We start from the raw sequence: 19,378 nt of genomic DNA, 5'->3' as shown, positions 1-19,378 counted from the left end.
TGCTTACTTCTTCTTGGCCGGTGCGGCGGCTTTTGGCGTCAGCTCGTTGGTCATGTCTTCCAACAGCTTGTTCACCACCGGCACCGCGCTTTCCAGCTTGGCCTGGGTCATCTGGGCCGATTGCTGAGTCAGTTGCGGCATTTTTTCCAGGACTTTCTTGCCCAGTGGCGACTGATAGAACGCTACCAGGTCCTTGAGCTCGGATTCGCTGAAATTGGTGGTGTAGAGCTTGACCATGTCCGGTTTCAGCTTGGGCCAGCCGATAGCCTGGTCCAAAGCCGCGTTGGCCTTGGCCTGGTAGCTGTCCAGAACGGATTGCTTGGCGGCAGGCGCCTTGGTCTGTTCGAAACGCTGGGCGAACATTTGCTGCACTTGCATGTACACCGGGGTACCCAGCTTGTCGGCATGGGCCAAGGTAAGGAAGGCTTCGGCACTGGCGTTGTGGCTGGCGGTATCGGCAAGAACCTGGCCGCTGGCGCAAACCAGAGCAACCGCGGTACAGATGGCACGAAGACGAGTCATCGAGTTTCCTTTTCTAGCAGGCGAGGTAAGACCCCAAGGGCGCCCATTCTGCGCCTAAAAAACGCCATGGCTCAACCCCACCCCTTGTCGGGCCTGGTTTTGCGCGCAATGAATCCGATGAAAAGTCTTTTAGGGAACCCCCAGGGCCCATCGCAGCCTAAACTGCGCAAACGAACCTCGAGGAGTGTGCCCGATGAGCCGTATCGAAACCGACAGCCTGGGAGACGTCGAAGTCCCGGATGACGCTTACTGGGGCGCCCAGACCCAACGCTCACTGGTGAATTTCGCCATCGGCGAACAACGCATGCCCCTGGCGGTATTGCACGCCCTGGCCCTGATCAAAAAGGCTGCCGCGCGGGTCAACGACCGCAACGGCGACCTGCCCGCCGACATCGCGCGGCTGATCGAGCAGGCCGCCGACGAAGTGCTCGCGGGCACCCATGACGACCAGTTCCCCCTGGTGGTCTGGCAGACCGGCAGCGGCACCCAGAGCAACATGAATGCCAATGAAGTGATCGCCGGCCGCGCCAACGAGCTGTCGGGCAAGCCCCGTGGCGGCAAAAGCCCGGTGCACCCCAACGATCACGTGAACCGCTCCCAGAGTTCCAATGACTGCTTCCCCACGGCCATGAGCATCGCGGCGGTGCAGGCGGTGCACCAGCAATTGCTGCCGGCGATCGCCAACCTGTCCGGGGGCCTCGCCGAAGTGGCCGCGCGGCATATGAAACTGGTAAAGACCGGCCGCACCCACATGATGGACGCCACGCCGATCACCTTCGGCCAGGAAGTCTCGGCCTTTATCGCCCAGCTCGATTACGCCGAGCGGGCCGTGCGCAGCGCCCTGCCCGCCGTGTTCGAACTGGCCCAGGGCGGTACCGCCGTCGGCACCGGGCTCAATTCGCCGCACGGTTTTGGTGAGGCGATTGCCGCCGAGCTGGCGGCACTGTCGGGCCTGCCCTTCGTGACGGCGCCGAACAAATTCGCGGCCCTCTCCGGCCACGAGCCGCTGGTGACCTTGCACGGCGCGCTGAAAACCCTCGCCGTGGCCCTGATGAAACTCGCCAACGACCTGCGCCTGCTGGGCTCCGGCCCGCGTGCCGGTTTGGCCGAGGTGAAACTGCCGGCCAACGAGCCCGGTAGCTCGATCATGCCGGGCAAGGTCAACCCAACCCAATGCGAAGCGCTGTCGATGCTGGCGTGCCAGGTATTGGGCAATGACGTGACCATCGGCATTGCCGCCAGCCAGGGGCATTTGCAGTTGAACGTGTACAAGCCGGTGATCATCCACAACCTGCTGGAGTCGATCCGCCTGCTGGCCGACGGCTGCAACAACTTCCAGGAACACTGTGTGGCCGGCCTGGAACCGGATGCCGCGCAAATGGCCGAGCACCTGGAGCGCGGGCTGATGCTGGTAACAGCGCTCAACCCACACATCGGTTACGACAAATCGGCGCAAATCGCCAAGAAGGCCTACGCCGAAGGGCTGACGCTACGCGAAGCCGCACTGGACCTCGGCTACCTGACCGACGAAGAATTCGACCAGTGGGTACGCCCGGAAAACATGCTGGAAGCAGGGCATTAAGAGCTTTTGATTTGCTTGTGATCTGCTTGTGATCGTGATCTTAGGCGCCCCGTTAAACACGCTGGCCGCACGCAGGCTTGAATCCGTGGGTAACCCGGCAGGACGCCGGGTTAGCCGCGCTGGGCCAAGGATTGCCCATCGCGGCGGCCCACGGATTCAAGCCTGCGTGCGGGCACACCGAGCCAGAGCGAGGTGCCGAGTGTTGGGGCGAGGACCTTTTGGTTACTTTTGGGTCCTTCCAAAAGTGACCCGCTGTAAGAGCGGAACCATAACTAGCCGTTACCTAAATAATGGATATGTACACCGACAGACCGCTATCGGGAGCAAGCCCCCTCCCACATTTTGATCCGCGCCCTACCTGAAAAACCTAAGAGGCCATCCGCAAGCGCCGAGCCTTGAGCCCTGCCAACAACGAAGGCGCCAACGCCACCGTAGCCGACCCCAGCACCACCACCAACGCCCCAAAATACCCGAGCGCGTTGATCTCTTCAGCCTGCACATACTCCGGCCACAACCACGCCGCCAACGCCACCGCCACAAACGTCACCAACGGCGTAAGCGCCAGGGTCGCACTGACCCGCGAAGCCTCCCAATGGGCCAACGCTTCGGCAAACGCGCCATAGGCCACCAGCGTATTCATGCAGCACGCCAGCAACAGCCAGCCTTGCAGCGGGCTCAGTTGCAGCGCTTCCAACGGATGCGCCCAAGGCGTGAGCAGCAGCGCGCAGGTCAGGTAGATCACCATCATCACCTGCAGCGAATTCCACACCGTCAGCAATTGCTTCTGGCCCAGGGCGTAAAACACCCAGATCGAGGTGGCCAGCAGCACGGTCAGCACGCCCGCGGTGTAAGCGCCCATCGAGGTGAGCAACTCGCTCAGGCGCTGGTTGAAGAACAAACCGAACCCTACGATCAACACGAACAACCCGAGCACCTGCCCGCGACTGAAGCGTTCCTTGAACACAAACACGCTGGCGATCATCAAGAAGATCGGGCCCATTTGCACCACCAGTTGTGCGGTACCGGGGCTGAGCATTTTCAGGCCCACCAAGTACAGCACATAGTTGCCCACCAGGCCGCACACGGCCATCCCCACCAGCCAACCGCCCCTGGGGCCGAGCACTTTCCGGCTGGGCAAACGTTTGGTGAGCGCCAGGTAAATAAACAGGCAACCGCCGGCCACGGTCAGGCGAAACCAGGTGACGGTGATCGGGTCCATCACCTGCAATACCTGTTTGAGCTTGATTGGCAGAATGCCCCAGAGCAGCGCGGTCAACAGCGTCAGGCCTAAGCCATAGACCCAGCGGCCGGAAGAGATGTGCATGAGTACCCCGAATGCCTGAGGAAGTGGAGCAGGCATTCTAGGGGCAAGCGAGCGGATTGGGCTATGCCGCAATTCAACTGTGGGAGCGGCGGTGCGACGATTCGACTTGCTCGCGAAAGCGCTAGGTCAGCCATGCATGTGTTGACTGACACTCAGCTTTCGCGAGCAAGTTCGCTCCCACATTGTTGATCCGGTTTCTTCAGTGATAACTAGCGCACGGCTTCAAACAGACCCGTGGCGCCCATCCCTCCGCCCACACACATGGTGACGATGCCATAACGCACATTGCGCCGCTGCAGCTCACGCACCAGATGCCCGACCTGCCGTGAACCGGTCATGCCGAACGGGTGGCCGATGGAAATCGAGCCGCCGTTGACGTTGTATTTGGCATTGTCGATTTCCAGGCGGTTACGCGCATACAGGCACTGCGACGCGAACGCCTCGTTGAGTTCCCACAGGTCAATGTCAGCGACCTGCAAGCCCTTGGCCTTGAGCAATTTAGGCACCGAGAACACCGGGCCGATGCCCATTTCATCCGGTTCGCAACCGGCCACGGTAAAGCCACGGAAAAACGCCTTGGGCTTGAGCCCCAGCGCCAGGGCTTTTTCCAGGCTCATCACCAGGGTCATCGAGGCGCCGTCGGACAGCTGCGAGGAATTACCCGCCGTCACCGAGCCGTCTTCGGCGAATACCGGTTTCAAGCCTTGCAAGCTGGCCAGGGTGGTGTCGGGGCGGTTGCAGTCGTCACGGTCGACCACACCTTCCAGGGTCTGCACGGCGCCGGTGTGCTTGTCCTCGACCTTGTACGTGACCGCCATCGGCACGATTTCATCGTCGAACAAGCCTTGAGCCTGGGCCTGGGCGGTGCGCTGCTGGCTTTGCAACGCATACAGGTCCTGCTCTTCGCGGCTGACGTTATAGCGGCGCGCGACGATTTCGGCGGTCTGCCCCATGGGGAAGTAGATGCCGGGCACTTGCTCTTTGAGCAATGGGTTGATCAGGTTGTCGGTGTTGACGCTTTTTATGGTCAAGCTGATGGACTCGACGCCCCCGGCGACGATGATGTCGCTGCAACCCGAGGCGATCTGGTTGGCCGCAATCGCAATCGCCTGCAAGCCCGACGAGCAGAAACGGTTGAGGGTCATGCCCGCCGTGCCGGTGCCCAATTGTGAGAGTACCGCCACGTTACGCCCGATGTTGTAGCCCTGGGCGCCTTCGTTGGAGCCGGCGCCGACGATGCAATCCTCGACACTGGCCGGGTCGATGCCGTTGCGGGTCAGCAGTGCGTTGACGCAATGGGCCGCCATATCATCCGGGCGGGTCTGGTTGAACTTGCCGCGAAAGGACTTGGCCAGGCCGGTTCGCACGCTGTCGACGATCACTACTTCACGCATGGGCTACCTCGATCTTGTGGTTGTTGGATCGAGCATAGAACCAGCCCTGCGCAACCGCGACGATCATTCACCCGGCGTATGCAAAAGCATGGTTTGTGTGGCTAATCTGGCTAATGTGTTTGTGTGGCAAGCGGGCTTGTTGTGGCGAGCGGGCTTGCCCGCGTTGGGGCGCGAAGCGGCCCCTGTTACAGACACCGCAGTATTACCGGCAGACCGCATTCGCAGGTTTTGGGGCTGCTTCGCAGCCCAACGCGGGCAAGCCCGCTCGCCACAACAAGCCGGCTCGGCACAATAAACGGGGGTTATTTCTTTTTCTTTTTATCGTGCTTGTCGCTCTTGGCGAACGCTTCTTCCAGGGCCAGGTTGATGGTGCGCAGCACCTTGACCCGCGCCCAGCGCTTGTCATTGGCCTCCACCAGGGTCCAGGGCGCGACTTCGGTGCTGGTGCGGTCGACCATATCGCCGACGGCGGCGCGGTAGTCGTCCCACTTGTCGCGGTTGCGCCAGTCGTCTTCGGTGATCTTGAAACGCTTGAAAGGGATTTCCTCGCGGGCCTGGAAGCGTTCCAACTGGGTCTGCTTGTCGATGGCCAGCCAGAACTTGACCACGATCACACCCGCGTCACCCAGTTGCTCTTCAAAGTCATTGATCTCGCCATAGGCGCGCATCCAGTCGGCCGGGGTGCAGAAGCCTTCGATGCGCTCCACCAGCACGCGGCCGTACCACGAGCGGTCGAACACCGTGAACTTGCCGCGCGCCGGGATTTTCTGCCAGAACCGCCACAGGTAAGGCTGGGCGCGTTCATCCTCGGTAGGCGCGGCGATCGGCACGATGTGGTACTGGCGCGGGTCCAGTGCGGCCGCCACACGCCGGATCGCCCCGCCCTTGCCGGCCGCATCGTTGCCTTCGAAGACCGTCACCAGCGCGTGTTTGCGCATGCGTTTGTCGCGCATCAAGCCAGAGAAGCGCGCTTGCTCGGTGATCAGTTGCTCTTCGTAATCGTCCTTGTCCAGGCGCAGGGTCATGTCGAGGCTGTTGAGCAGGCTCATCTGGTCCACCGCTGACGGTAGCGGCGCCGGGTTCATGCCGCTGGCCTTGCCTTTGGGCAACTTGAGGGCGTTTTGCAGGCCTTCGAGCAGGATTTTGCCCACGGTGAGGCTGCGGTAGTGGCTGTCGACGCCCTCGATCACGTGCCACGGCGCATAGTCGCGGCTGGTGCGACGCAGCACGCGCTCGCCAAAATGCACAAACTTGTCGTAGGTTTCGGACTGCTGCCAGTCCAGCGGGCTGATGCGCCAACTGTGCAGCGGGTCATCGGCCAGCGCCTTGAGCCGTGCCTTCATTTGTTTCTTGGACAGGTGAAACCAGAACTTGAAGATCAGCGCGCCTTCATCGCAGAGCATCTTCTCCAGACGCTCGGCACCGGCGATGGCCTGGTCCAGGCGGGCGTCCTTGATCTGCCCATGCACCCGCGCTTGCAGCATCTGGCTGTACCAGTTGCCGAAAAAAATCCCCATGCGGCCCTTGGCGGGCAGTTGGCGCCAATAGCGCCAGGCAGGTGGGCGGGCCAGTTCTTCGTCGGTCTGCTGGTCGAAGGTGCGCACCTCGATCAGGCGTGGGTCCATCCATTCATTCAGCAGCTTGACGGTTTCGCCCTTGCCGGCGCCTTCGATGCCATTGATCAGGATGATCACCGGAAAACGCTTCTGCTGTTGCAGCTCGTACTGCACCTCCAGCAAGGCTTCGCGCAAGGCCGGCACTTCGGCCTCATAGGTGTCTTTGTCGATGGCGTGACCGATTTCGGCAGATTCGAACATGGGCGGCTCCGTTTCAAGATGGGCTCAAGACTAGCGGATTGGGCAACAACACGCGGGAGGAAATTCCACCCGCGCTTGCCGTGGGTCAATTCAACGCCTGTTGATCGGCTAGAATGGCGGCCTTGTCTTTGCCGAGCCGCCCATGAACCCCATCACCCACGCCCAGCTCGACTGGGATGACCAAGGTCGCCCGCACTCGCGGGTCTTCGACGACGTGTATTTTTCCGACCAGTCGGGCCTTGAAGAAACCCGCTACGTGTTCCTTGAGCAGAACCGTTTGCAGGAGCGTTTTGCCGCCTTGCCGTCGGGCGGGCGATTGGTGATCGGCGAAACCGGCTTCGGCACCGGCCTGAACTTCTTGTGTGCCTGGCAGCTGTTTGAGCAACACGCCGTACCGGGGGCGCGCTTGCATTTTGTCAGCGTGGAAAAATACCCGCTGAGCCCGCCCGACCTGCAGCGCGCCCTCGCCCTCTGGCCAGAGCTGCAACCCTTTGCCGATCAGTTGCTCGCGCAATACATCGCCATACACGCGGGTTTCCAACGCCTGATCCTGGATAACGGCCGCGTGACCCTGACCCTGTTGATCGGCGATGCCCTGGAGCAACTGCCGCAACTGGATGCACAGATCGACGCGTGGTTCCTCGACGGTTTCGCCCCGGCAAAAAACCCCGAGATGTGGACCGCCGAGCTGTTCGCCGAGCTGGCACGGTTGGCGGCGCCGGGCTCAACCATCAGCACCTTTACCAGCACCGGTTGGGTGCGCCGGCTGATCAATGCCGCCGGGTTCAAGATGAAACGCACGCCGGGCATCGGCCACAAGTGGGAAATCCTGCGCGGCGAGTTTCTCGGCTGGCCCGCCGATACGCCACCACCTGCAGTCATCAAACCGTGGTTCGCGCGCCCTGCTGCGCCCACCAGTGAGCGCCGCGCGCTGGTAATCGGCGGCGGCCTGGCCGGTTGCGCCACGGCCGCCAGCCTGGCGGCGCGCGGCTGGCAGGTCAGCGTGCTGGAACGTCACGCCGGCTTGGCGCAGGAAGCCTCGGGCAACCCGCAAGGGGTGCTGTACCTCAAGCTCTCGGCCCACGGCACCGCGTTGTCGCAGATGATCGTCAGTGGTTTTGGCCATACCCGTCGCCTGCTCGAGCACCTGCAGCGCGGGGTGGATTGGGACGGCTGCGGCGTGTTGCAACTGGGCTTCAACGCCAAGGAAGCCGAGCGGCAGGCACAACTGGCCGAGGCATTTGCGCCCGGTTTGCTGCACCTGCTGGATCAGGCCCAGGCCCAGGCACGTGCCGGCGTGGCCCTCGAACATGGCGGGCTGTTTTTCCCCGAAGGCGGCTGGGTACACCCGCCTGCGCTGTGCGAATGGCAGGCCCGTAAACCTGGCATCGAGGTGCTCAACCATCGCGAGGTGCTGGACCTGCGCAAGGCCGACGGCGAGTGGCAGGCGTGGGACGGCGATAGCCTGCTGGCAAGCGCGCCGGTGGTGGTGCTGGCTGGCGCCGCCGAGGTCAAGCGCTTTGCGCCGAGTGCCGAGCTGCCCCTCAAGCGTATTCGCGGGCAGATCACCCGCTTGCCGCAGACCGAGGCGAGCCAGGCCTTGGCCACCGTGGTGTGTGCCGAGGGCTATATGGCACCGGCGCGTCTGGGCGAGCACACCCTCGGCGCGAGCTTCGACTTCAAGAACGATGACCTCACGCCGACCGCAGCCGAACATGCGGGCAACCTGGCGATGCTGCAGGAAATCTCCCCGGACCTGGCACAGCGCCTGGGCGCCGCGCAACTGGCCCCCGAACACCTCGAAGGCCGGGCGGCGTTCCGCTGCACCAGCCCGGATTACCTGCCCATCGTGGGCCCCCTGGCAGACCCGCAGCCGTTCACCGAAGCCTATGGCGTACTCAGCAAAGACGCACGCCAAGTGCCGGACACCCCCTGCCCCTGGCTCGACGGCCTGTACGTCAACAGTGGCCACGGCTCGCGCGGGCTGATCACTGCGCCGCTGTCCGGGGAGTTGCTGGCGGCCTGGCTGGACAACGAACCGTTGCCGTTACCCAGAAGCGTGGCCGAGGCCTGCCATCCCAATCGCTTTGCCGTGCGCGGGTTGATTCGCGCCAAGGCTTAAAGCGGGCACTGCCCGGGCTCGAGGTTATCGGCCTGCTCTATGGCCTTGCGGGTGAGGCGGTCGACCAACTGCTCACGGGCCTGATGGTGGTCATTTTGCACCTTGAGTGCCTGGGAGAGGTAGGCGCTGCTGGTCACATCCATGGCTTTGATTTGCCGGTCGTACACCTGGCCGATGCGGCTGAACTCGGCTGCAAACTGACGCTTGAGGTATTCCTGCCAGAACCCCTGACGCGTCATGAAGCGCAACAGGTCCGAGGTCATTTCCCGCGTGCTGACCTGATTCATTGCTTCGGTCAGGTCTTCCTGGGTCACACCGCCAATCTCGCGGTAGGCAATCGTGTCCGGTTGCCCCGGCAAATCCAGAGGCTTGGCCAGTGCGCTGCGGTACACCAGGCGCACCGCCAGCTCATCGGCGATATTTTTACGCCGGCTGAAAATGTCGGAAATGCTGTCCAATTGCTCCAGGCGGAACAGCCCCCGCCCCAGTTTCAGCAAGGTGGGGACGCTCGGCGTAAGGGCGCCAGCCTCGTTCATGGCTTTGTTGAGCATCACCGTCACCTCCATTTCACTGAAACTGTAGGCCGCCGCGTCGACACAATTGGGCTCACCGCTGGCCAGATTGAACAGTAACCCGCGCAGGTCACGATCCTCGGCCGCCGCATCGATCACTTGCCACACCCGACGCACCAGGTCAGCCCGCACCTGTTTGTATTGTGGGGTGTTGACCATTTGGCGCAGCACTGCAAAAAAATCCCCGGACTGCCAATCGTCCTTGAGTCGCTCCCAGGTTGCCTCCCGCGCGCGATAGTCCGCGGCGGTCTTGCCTTCCAGCCAGGCTTGCCGGGAGCGCTGCTCGCTCAACAGCGCAATGTCGTCGTCCTGCAAGCCCATGCCCACACCGGTGCGGCGCCGGTATTCATCCAGGTCCAGACGGCTCTGGTGTGATATGGGGTTTAGCCGCAGGTTGATTTTCTCGGTCACCGCCACCGGCGCGCTAAACAGTTGCGAGGGCAGTTCGACGATGTCGTTTTCGCGCAGGTTGGCGTCCTCCAGGTGCAAGCGTGTCAGCAAGCCCTCGGGCAACTCCCGGGCGCGGGTGTTACGCAGGTTCAGGGACTGCAACTGGTCCATTTGCTCGACCGACGGGGTTTCACCCAAGGGGTTGCTGCTCAGGTCGAGCGCACGCAGACCGCTCATGGCTTGCAGTTTTTTGGTGGTCGCGTCGGTGAGATTAAGGCTGTTTTGCGCCAGGCTCAGGCGCTGCAGCGAGGGCATATGGGACAGCACCTCCGGCAGCCAGGTGAGCTGGTTTTTGTCCAACTCCAGCGAGCGCAGGCCCTTGAACGCCTTGAGGAAGTAGGCGACATCGTTATCCAGCGCCATGTTTTTCAGCGACAGGCGTTGTACATGCCCCAAGTCGATATCGATGGGCAACGTCGGCAACTTGCCAACCCGCATACCGTCCAGGCTCAAGCCATATACCTGAGCGCGGGTTTCATCGGGCAAGCGAATCTGGTGGCGCCACGCACTGCGCAGACGGGCGGCAACCTGGCGCCGACTGAGCTGATAGTCCTCCAAACGCCCCGGGAGTTTTCGCATGTCGTCGTCTTGCTGAATCCAGGCCCTGAGCACCCCGTCGAGCCTGGCCAGTTGCCGCTCGCGCTGGCGCACGGCGAGGGCTCGTGACGGGTCGTCGACGCCCAGGCTCATGACCGTTTCACGGGCCTGGCTCTCGCTGAAAAACGGGTACAGGTTTGTGATCTTGCGCATCAGCCCGCGCTGGGCACGCGTCGGTACCGCTGGCGGCGGAGCGTCGATGACCTGGCAGGCGGAGGTCAGCGCCACGCGCTCTTCGGGGATTTTGGCACGCACCGCCACGGCACGATCAAGCAGGTGGTAGCGCAACCTTTGCGCATCTGATGCGGCACTGCCACTGATGTCCAGCCCGGTTCGCATCTCCACGGGCAGCGTCTGCAAGGTCGCACGATAGAACGCCTGCGGGCCGCTGAACTGTTCGCCCAGGGAACGCCCGTCGGCTTCAAACGCCTGATAGCGCTCGCCGGTCTTGACCACCACCCGGGTCTGGGCGGCAGCCGAATCGCCGATACGCTCCAGCACTGCCCCGCTGGCCGAGGTCTCGCGCAGTTGCAATTGCAACGCGTCGGGAAAACCAGGCAAATCCCTCAGCAAGCGCCAGGAAAATCGATGAGCCTGCCTATCCGCCAATTCCGGCATATGGAAACTCGCCATCAACCGCTCACGCTGTACCTGCGCGACGGCCTCGCGGGCCGCCTGCCCGAGCGACAACGGCACCCGGCGTTCATCGCGCAGGTGGATCCGGTCAATACTCGCCGTGCTATCGATCAGCTCTGCGGCAATGCTGGCAGGCAAGCCCGGCACACTCTCGACCAGGCGCGACTGCTCTGCGCCCACCGGCTGGTCGTAGTCGGCGTACAGTTTCTGGAACAAGGGTTTGCGATCGACCTTCAAGCTATGCGCCAGGCGCCTTGCCAATGCCTCGGCGTTTGTTTCCCCCGCCCGCACCGGCGTGTCGCCCAGCAGCGTGTCCAGCTCGGCTCGGTACAGCCCATCTGCCACGCCTAACAGCACCTCGCCTTCTTCCAGTTGATCGCGGCTGATCACCACGCTCAGCTCGTCATCGGTCCGAGCGTTCGAGGGGTATTTGGTCGAGGCGTTACCCTCGGCAGGGAGCACCTCAAGATAACGACCGCTGGGCCACTCGGGCATCAGCGGCAGAGCCTGCAACTGCAAGGCAATATCCTCGGCCGTGTAGGGCTGACGCTGTTCCAGGCGGGCGATCAAATCGGTGATTTTCTGATTCAAGGCGAACCGCTGAATGCTGTCGACAAAGCTCGCCGGCAGCTTGAGATTACCCTCGGCCCAGCGCTGCACCTGCGGCAGTTGCACATCACTGGCCTGACAGATGTGTTCCAGGCGGTTGTCGCTCAAAGCTTCCAGACGCGGGTCCAGGCGCCGCAGGCCATAGAGTGTATTGCTCCACTCCTGCGGGCGCTCGTGTTGCCCTCGCCAGCCTCCCGCGCCGTTGTGCAACACCGGCGGCGCGTGGGCGTCCGGGCGACGCGGGTGACGAATACGCCATTGCCCCAGAGACGCGTCAAAACGCAGCGCGTGGCCACGCCCGTCGATTCGGGCCCAAGGCTGACCGTCGCGCCAATACACACCTTGAGCATCGGGCTCGGTGGCGGTCAATGGCTGCTCATAAGGCTTGAGGCTTGTGCGCCACAAGCGGCGCGTGCCATCGCTTGCGTCAACCGCCTCGAAGTTGTCGATAAGCTCCAGATTGCGTCGCGCAACCCGGCGCAAGCTGCCAACCACCTTGCCGCCTGCCACGAAAGCGGCCATCGAGGCCACATTTTCCAGCACATTGCACAGGTGCGCGAATGCCGCGCTGCGGTCCTCATGCCGCCAGTCCTGCACGCCTTCGTAGATTTCACCGAGCATTTGCCCTACCGCCACCCCGAGCATCAGTTGGCCTATGACCGGCACAAAAAAACCGGCAAGGTTCAACAGGTCCAGGCCCCATGACTCGTAGTCGCGCCAACGCTGCTCGCGCACCGCCTGGTCAAAGTCCGCAGTGGGAACTGCCAGCACGCGGCTGTCTTTTTGCAGCTTGCCGATCAGGCTGTTGAAAAAAAACTGGAACAGCCCGACGTCGATCGCTATGGGCTTGATCAACCCCAGGGATTTGCCCACCGAGAACCGCTTGAAAAAATCCCCGCGAGACTCTTCATCGAGGTAACGCGCGAAAAAATCGGCATAGCTTTTTACCTGCAGCTTTAACGTCAGGTAGGTCTGAAACGCGGCAAACGTGGGGTATTCAAAAATCGGTCGATAAGGCTCTCCCGGCATATAAACGATGCAGCGGGTTTGGGGATTGTTATCAATGGCTTCCTGGGAGAACACCACGATGCCCCACAAACAACTGTCGTGCACATCCAGCCCTTGCCACATCAGCGGTTTGCCGTCATAGGCTTCGGCCAGCACAGCGGCCTTGCTCAAGCTTGAACCCTGGCGAGTAAAGCCCAGGAGCAGCTTGAAGGCTGGCTCGGCGATATCACCGCGCAGGTACGCGAGGTACACATCCGTTGCCATGTCATAGACTTTGAGGTGCTTGATTTCGCCAGCATCGGCGTTGTACAGCACCTCATCAGCCAGCGGTACAGCCTGGTTGATCGCGCCGCGCAGATGCTCCTGGTAGCGACGCCCGAGGTCAAGGCTGCGGCAGTAGGTCGCGAAGGCCGTAACGCTGATCCGGCTCACGACGGTATCGGTGTCGCGGCGGATCTGGCTACCGCGCGGAAACCGCCGGCCCTGGGCCTCATCCTCGGAAAAATTCAGCATCGCCGACTCGAGCAGCGTCCGGGTTTCGATGACCACTTTGGTTGTTGGCACGCCAAACATTGCGATACCGCTGTCCAGCACATCCCACGGCAACCACAGATGATCACGCTTGACGTTCAGGGTCACACCAAACTGACGTTGCAGGCCGCGGGTCAGCTCTTCGGCACAAAACTGATCCAGGCCTTTTATCCGTTGCAGGATGGCATTGACCCTGGGTTCCTGAAGCCCGGCCAGCTCAGACACTTTCTCCAGTTGCTCCAGCAGTTCAGGTTTGGCCTCGAACAACCAGCGCGGGATTCGTTGTTGCAGCACATCGGCTTTATCCAGGTCGCCGGTCAACTCCAGCAAGGTGGATGAGAGCAATGCCGGGGGCAGTTGAGCAGGCACGGAAACGGGATCGGGCATCGGCAATATCCTTGTTGCACATAAGTGGACCCGCACCATAACCATCCGTCGCACACAGCCTTGGGTATCTATGTGATACGCGCTGACGCCAGCTGAAAACCCTGCTTATAACCGATCGTTCTAAAACTCCCTGGATTCACCCGTGTCAGTTTCTGGGTAGCCGCCATTTGACGCGGCGCCCCTGAACTCTCCCCAACGGAAAAACCGGTAAGGAATTTATGTGCGGATTAGCTGGCGAGTTACGCTTTGATCACCAACCTGCCGACCTGGCAGCCGTGGAACGAATCACCCATCACCTCGCCCCGCGAGGCCCCGACGCATGGGGCTTCCATGCCCAAGGGCCGATTGCCCTGGGCCATCGACGCCTGAAAATCATGGACCTGTCGGACGGCTCCGCTCAACCGATGGTCGACGCCCACCTGGGGCTGTCCCTGGCGTTCAACGGTGCGATCTACAACTTCCCGGAATTACGCCAAGAACTGGAAGCGCTGGGTTACGCCTTCTACTCCGGCGGCGACACCGAAGTGCTGCTCAAGGGCTATCACGCCTGGGGCGAAGCATTGCTGCCCAAGCTCAACGGCATGTTCGCGTTTGCCATCTGGGAGCGTGACGCCCAGCGCCTGTTCATCGCGCGCGACCGCCTCGGCGTCAAGCCGTTGTACCTGTCGCGCACCGGCCAGCGTCTGCGTTTTGCCTCGGCGTTGCCGGCGCTGCTCAAGGGCGGCGACATCAACCCGATTCTTGACCCGGTGGCGCTCAACCACTACCTGAACTTCCACGCCGTAGTACCCGCGCCGCGTACCTTGCTGGCCGGCATTGAAAAACTGCCGCCCGCCAGCTGGCTGCGCATCGACGCCGACGGCAACACCGAGCAGAAAACCTGGTGGACCCTGCCCTACGGCCCGCATGACGATGAAAAAAACCTGACGCTGGAAGACTGGACCGACCGCGTGCTCGACAGCACCCGCGAAGCCGTGGCGATTCGCCAACGCGCCGCCGTGGATGTCGGCGTGCTGCTCTCCGGCGGCGTCGATTCGAGCATGCTCGTCGGCCTGCTGCGCGAAGTCGGCGTGCAAGACCTGTCGACCTTCTCCATCGGTTTTGAAGACGCCGGTGGCGAGGCTGGCAACGAGTTTCAATACTCGGACCTGATCGCCAAGCACTACGGTACGCAACACCATCAATTGCGCATCGCCGAAAGCGAAATCATCGAGCAACTGCCGGCCGCGTTCCGCGCCATGAGCGAGCCGATGGTCAGCCACGATTGCATCGCCTTCTACCTGCTCTCGCGGGAAGTGGCCAAGCATTGCAAGGTGGTACAGAGCGGCCAGGGCGCCGACGAATTGTTCGCCGGTTACCACTGGTACCCGCAGGTCGACGGCGCCAGCGACCCGTATGCGGCCTACCGCGAGGCATTCTTCGACCGCAGCTACGACGACTACGCCGCCACCGTCGCGCCGAAATGGCTGACCGCCAACGACGCCGCCGGTGACTTCGTCCGCGAACACTTCGCCATGCCCGGCGCCGATGCCGCCGTAGACAAAGCGCTGCGCCTGGACAGCACGGTGATGCTGGTGGACGACCCGGTCAAACGCGTCGACAACATGACCATGGCCTGGGGCCTGGAAGCGCGTACGCCATTCCTGGACTACCGCCTGGTGGAGCTGTCGGCACGCGTGCCGGGCAAATTCAAACTGCCCGATGGCGGCAAGCAAGTGTTGAAGGAAGCGGCGCGCCGCGTCATCCCCAGCGAAGTCATCGACCGCAAAAAAGGTTACTTCCCGGTGCCCGGTCTCAAGCATCTGCAAGGCGACACCCTGAACTGGGTACGCGAGCTGCTGCTGGACCCGAGCCAGGATCGTGGCCTGTTCAACCCGGCCATGCTCGACCGCTTGCTCACCGACCCGCAAGGCCAATTGACCCCGCTGCGCGGCTCCAAGCTGTGGCAACTGGCGGCGCTGAACCTGTGGCTCAGCGAACAAGGAATCTGATCGATGAAACCCCATGCAGCGGCTTATAGCCAACGCTTGCTCAAAGGCCAGGTGCCGACGTATGAACGCCTGCAAGCGCGCCTGGCCGAAGATGGCAGCCCACTGGCCGCCGAGCCGATCGCCGTGCATTGCGGCTGGGGCCGCTTGTTGATCGGGCATACATTTCCCGACCCGGCGAGCCTGGCCCAGGAACTGCTGAACGAACAACCCGGCGAGCGAGATATAGCGCTTTACGTGGCGGCGCCGCAACAGATCCTCGGCATCGACCCGCAACAGCTGTTCCTCGACCCTTCCGACACGCTGCGCCTGTGGTTCACCGACTACCGCCCGGCGACCCGCGTGTTTCGCGGCTTTCGGATTCGGCGGGTACAGACCGAGGCCGACTGGCTGGCGGTCAACCAGCTGTATCAGGGCCGCGGCATGCTGCCGGTCCATGCCGAGCGCCTCACGCCTCGGCATCAAGGTGGCCCGGTGTACTGGCTGGCCGAGGATGAAGACAGCGGCGCAGTGATCGGCAGCGTGATGGGGCTCAACCATCAGAAAGCCTTCCATGACCCGGAAAACGGCTGCAGCCTCTGGTGCCTGGCAGTCGACCCGCAGTGCACGCGCCCAGGCGTCGGTGAAGTGCTGGTGCGCCACCTGGTGGAGCACTTCATGAGCCGGGGCCTGAGCTACCTCGACCTGTCGGTGCTGCACGATAACCGCCAGGCCAAGAACCTCTACGCCAAACTGGGTTTTCGCGCGCTGACCACCTTTGCGATCAAGCGCAAGAACGGTATCAACCAACCGCTGTTCCTCGGCCCGGGCCCACAGGCGGGGTTCAACCCGTATGCGCGGATCATTGTCGAGGAAGCCCATCGGCGCGGTATCGATGTGCAGGTGGATGACGCCGATGCTGGCCTGTTCACCCTCAGCCACGGCGGGCGCCGCGTGCGCTGCCGTGAATCGCTGAGCGACCTGACCAGCGCGATCAGCATGACCCTGTGCCAGGACAAGAGCCTGACGCACAAGGTGCTCAAGGCGGCCGGTTTGAAATTGCCTTCGCAACAATTGGCGGGCAGCGCCGACGACAACCTGGAGTTCCTCGACGAGCACCAGCGCATCGTGGTCAAGCCGCTGGACGGCGAGCAAGGCCAGGGCGTGGCGGTGGATTTGCAGAGTATCGAAGAGGTGCAACAGGCGATCGAAGCGGCGCGCCAGTTCGACAGCCGGGTGTTGCTGGAAAGCTTCCACGAAGGCCTGGACCTGCGCATTCTGGTGATCGGCTTTGAGGTGGTCGCCGCCGCAATCCGCCGCCCTGCCGAAGTGACCGGTGACGGCCAGCATTCCATCGGTGCGTTGATCGAAGCCCAGAGCCGTCGTCGTCAGGCGGCTACCGACGGCGAAAGCAAAATCCCGGTCGATGCCGAAACCGAGCGCACCCTGCACGCTGCCGGCTACGACTACAGCAGCATCTTGCCCCGAGGCAAAACCCTGGCCGTGCGCCGCACCGCCAACCTGCACACCGGCGGCTGCCTGGAAGACGTCACCGCGATCCTGCATCCCACGCTGGTGGACGCCGCCGTACGCGCGGCGCGCGCCCTCGACATCCCCATGGTGGGCCTGGACCTGATGGTGCCCGCCGCCGATCAACCTGAGTATGTATTTATCGAAGCCAACGAACGGGCCGGGCTGGCCAACCATGAACCGCAGCCCACCGCCGAAAAATTTGTGGACCTGCTGTTCCCCCATAGCCAGCCAACCGCTCAATAACCCTTGGCCAGCGCACCTCTGTGGCCAGCAGGCTGCTATTGCGGGCGGGCCTTCGTGGCGAGCAGGCTTGCCGGTGTTGGGCTGCGAAGCGGCCCCAAAACCTGCCAATGCGTTCTGGCTGAACGAACGCGGCGCCTGGATCAGGGCTGCTTTGCAGCCCAACGCGGGCAAGCCCGCTCGCCACATCAGCCAAGCGTTCCAGCCACATAAGCGCGCTCGCCGCAAGAGCGCGCATCATTTATCAGGAGTCTTTATGAGCCGAACCATTCCCGAACCGGACCTCAACTACCTGCAAAAAGTGCTGCTGGAAATGCTCGCCATTCCCAGCCCCACCGGGTTTACCGACACCATCGTGCGCTATGTCGCCGAACGCCTTGAAGAACTTGGAATCCCCTTTGAAATGACCCGGCGCGGCACCATCCGCGCCACGCTCAAGGGTCAGAAGAACAGCCCCGACCGCGCGGTGTCCGCGCACTTGGACACCATCGGCGCCGCCGTGCGTGCGATCAAGGACAACGGCCGCCTGAGCCTGGCGCCGGTGGGTTGCTGGTCGAGCCGCTTTGCCGAAGGCAGCCGCGTCAGCCTGTTTACCGACAATGGCGTGATCCGTGGCAGCGTGCTGCCGCTGATGGCGTCCGGGCATGCGTTCAACACCGCCGTGGATGAGATGCCGGTGAGCTGGGACCATGTCGAATTGCGCCTCGACGCATACTGCGCAACCCGCGCCGACTGCGATTCGCTGGGCATCGGCATCGGTGACTACGTGGCGTTCGACCCCCTGCCCGAGTTCACCGAAAGCGGGCACATCAGTGCGCGCCACCTGGATGACAAGGCCGGCGTCGCCGCGCTGCTCGCCGCGCTCAAGGCCATCGTCGACAGTGGCGAACCATTGCTGATCGACTGCCACCCGCTGTTCACCATCACCGAAGAAACCGGCAGTGGTGCTGCGGCGGCCCTGCCCTGGGACGTCAGTGAGTTTGTCGGTATCGACATTGCACCGGTCGCCCCAGGCCAGCATTCCAGCGAGCACGCCGTGAGTGTGGCGATGCAGGATTCCGGCGGGCCGTATGACTATCATTTGTCGCGCCACCTGCTGCGCCTGGCCTCGGACAACGACCTGCCGGTACGCCGCGACCTGTTCCGCTACTACTTCAGCGACGCCCACTCGGCGGTGACAGCCGGCCATGACATCCGTACCGCGTTGCTGGCCTTTGGGTGTGATGCGACCCACGGCTACGAGCGTACGCACATCGACAGCCTGGCCGCGCTGAGCCGACTCTTGGGCGCCTACATCCTCAGCCCGCCGGTGTTCGCCAGCGATGCACAACCGGCCCAAGGTTCACTGGACCGGTTCAGTCACCAGATCGAGCATGAAACCCAGATGGAGAGCGACACCCGCGTGCCATCGGTGGACAGCCTGGTGGGCAACAAGTCCTGAGACTGGCAACTATGATCCCGGCGCAGTAGGATCGCCGGGATCCATCACCTGAGGCTTGTATGCTGATTCCCTACGACGCACTTGAAGTCGACACCCTCACCCGCCTCATCGAAGACTTCGTGACCCGCGACGGCACCGATAACGGCGATGACACCCCCCTGGAAACCCGCGTGCTGCGCGTGCGCCAGGCGCTGACCAAGGGCCAGGCGCTGATTGTGTTCGACCCGGAAAGCGAGCAGTGCCAATTGATGCTCAAGCACGACGTGCCCAAGCATTTGTTTGACTGACGCGGTGGCTTAGGGGATGCGCGCGGTGGCCGGAGCGGTGGCGGCGGCTTGGCGCTGGAGGATTTTCTGGTGGACCTCGGCACGGTGGACGTGCACGCCGGTCGGGGCGTTCACGCCGAATTTCACCTGGGTACCGCTCACTTCGAGGATATGCACAGCGATGTCATCGCCGATGGAGATGATTTCGCCTACGGCGCGGCTTAGAACCAGCATGGCGGGTGTCCTTTATGCAGTGACAGGACCCTGACCATGGGCGATGGGCGCGCGGGCATCAATGCCTCGCTGCTAAATCAGGCTGGGCCTACGTTAGTTGGTAATTTGCCTGACAGATGTGGGGTGGGTTTTGTGCGGGTTGGGGG

Annotated in this window: 12 protein-coding genes; 6 read left to right on the top strand and 6 right to left on the bottom strand. The window is 62.7% G+C overall.

Annotated features, from left to right (window positions below):
- Window positions 1–3: 3 nt before the first annotated feature.
- The gene (locus GIW02_RS19695; protein WP_058424992.1) at window positions 4–522 is read right to left on the bottom strand and encodes a DUF2059 domain-containing protein; all 519 of its coding nucleotides are present in this window, start codon (window positions 520–522) and stop codon (window positions 4–6) included.
- Between the two features lie 193 nt (window positions 523–715).
- Here GIW02_RS19695 and GIW02_RS19690 point away from each other — a divergent pair, with 193 nt between their 5' ends.
- Complete coding sequence (locus GIW02_RS19690) at window positions 716–2,104, top strand: class II fumarate hydratase (protein ID WP_236418233.1); 1,389 nt, start codon at window positions 716–718, stop codon at window positions 2,102–2,104.
- Between the two features lie 367 nt (window positions 2,105–2,471).
- On the opposite strand, the gene GIW02_RS19685 is transcribed toward GIW02_RS19690, so the two are convergent.
- From GIW02_RS19685 to pap, 3 genes are all read right to left on the bottom strand, one after another.
- Window positions 2,472–3,428 carry a DMT family transporter gene (locus GIW02_RS19685; RefSeq protein ID WP_236418234.1) on the bottom strand — a complete coding sequence of 319 codons (957 nt, stop codon included), beginning with the start codon at window positions 3,426–3,428 and terminating at the stop codon, window positions 2,472–2,474.
- Window positions 3,429–3,637: 209 nt separating this feature from the next.
- Window positions 3,638–4,822, bottom strand: a complete 1,185-nt coding sequence (locus GIW02_RS19680; protein ID WP_236421988.1) for a thiolase family protein — start codon at window positions 4,820–4,822, stop codon at window positions 3,638–3,640.
- Window positions 4,823–5,124: 302 nt separating this feature from the next.
- Complete coding sequence (gene pap / locus GIW02_RS19675) at window positions 5,125–6,639, bottom strand: polyphosphate:AMP phosphotransferase (RefSeq protein ID WP_236417646.1); 1,515 nt, start codon at window positions 6,637–6,639, stop codon at window positions 5,125–5,127.
- A gap of 142 nt (window positions 6,640–6,781) precedes the next feature.
- Here pap and mnmC point away from each other — a divergent pair, with 142 nt between their 5' ends.
- Window positions 6,782–8,761, top strand: a complete 1,980-nt coding sequence (mnmC, locus tag GIW02_RS19670; RefSeq protein ID WP_236417647.1) for a bifunctional tRNA (5-methylaminomethyl-2-thiouridine)(34)-methyltransferase MnmD/FAD-dependent 5-carboxymethylaminomethyl-2-thiouridine(34) oxidoreductase MnmC — start codon at window positions 6,782–6,784, stop codon at window positions 8,759–8,761.
- On the opposite strand, the gene GIW02_RS19665 is transcribed toward mnmC, so the two are convergent.
- Window positions 8,758–13,551 carry an NEL-type E3 ubiquitin ligase domain-containing protein gene (locus tag GIW02_RS19665; protein ID WP_236417648.1) on the bottom strand — a complete coding sequence of 1,598 codons (4,794 nt, stop codon included), beginning with the start codon at window positions 13,549–13,551 and terminating at the stop codon, window positions 8,758–8,760. The genes mnmC and GIW02_RS19665 overlap by 4 nt on opposite strands.
- Window positions 13,552–13,769: 218 nt before the next feature.
- Between GIW02_RS19665 and GIW02_RS19660 the strand changes: the two genes are divergently transcribed.
- The 4 genes from GIW02_RS19660 (at window position 13,770) to GIW02_RS19645 (ending at window position 19,019) form a co-directional block, all read left to right on the top strand.
- Window positions 13,770–15,542, top strand: coding sequence for an N-acetylglutaminylglutamine amidotransferase (locus GIW02_RS19660; RefSeq protein ID WP_236417649.1), 1,773 nt, complete (start codon window positions 13,770–13,772; stop codon window positions 15,540–15,542).
- Window positions 15,543–15,545: 3 nt separating this feature from the next.
- Entirely contained in the window at window positions 15,546–17,294 is a 1,749-nt protein-coding gene (gene ngg / locus GIW02_RS19655) for an N-acetylglutaminylglutamine synthetase (protein WP_236417653.1), read from the top strand.
- A 253-nt stretch (window positions 17,295–17,547) separates the two neighbouring features.
- Window positions 17,548–18,732, top strand: a complete 1,185-nt coding sequence (locus tag GIW02_RS19650; RefSeq protein WP_236417655.1) for an osmoprotectant NAGGN system M42 family peptidase — start codon at window positions 17,548–17,550, stop codon at window positions 18,730–18,732.
- 59 nt (window positions 18,733–18,791) lie between these two features.
- Window positions 18,792–19,019 carry a YheU family protein gene (locus GIW02_RS19645; protein WP_003192759.1) on the top strand — a complete coding sequence of 76 codons (228 nt, stop codon included), beginning with the start codon at window positions 18,792–18,794 and terminating at the stop codon, window positions 19,017–19,019.
- Between the two features lie 9 nt (window positions 19,020–19,028).
- Here GIW02_RS19645 and csrA read toward each other — a convergent pair whose 3' ends face one another.
- Complete coding sequence (gene csrA / locus GIW02_RS19640; protein WP_236417661.1) at window positions 19,029–19,232, bottom strand: carbon storage regulator CsrA; 204 nt, start codon at window positions 19,230–19,232, stop codon at window positions 19,029–19,031.
- Between the last annotated feature and the right edge of the window lie 146 nt (window positions 19,233–19,378).

The organism is Pseudomonas syringae (assembly GCF_021606685.1).
Taxonomy (GTDB): domain Bacteria; phylum Pseudomonadota; class Gammaproteobacteria; order Pseudomonadales; family Pseudomonadaceae; genus Aquipseudomonas; species Aquipseudomonas syringae_R.
This window is presented reverse-complemented; position numbering and strand designations above follow the sequence as displayed.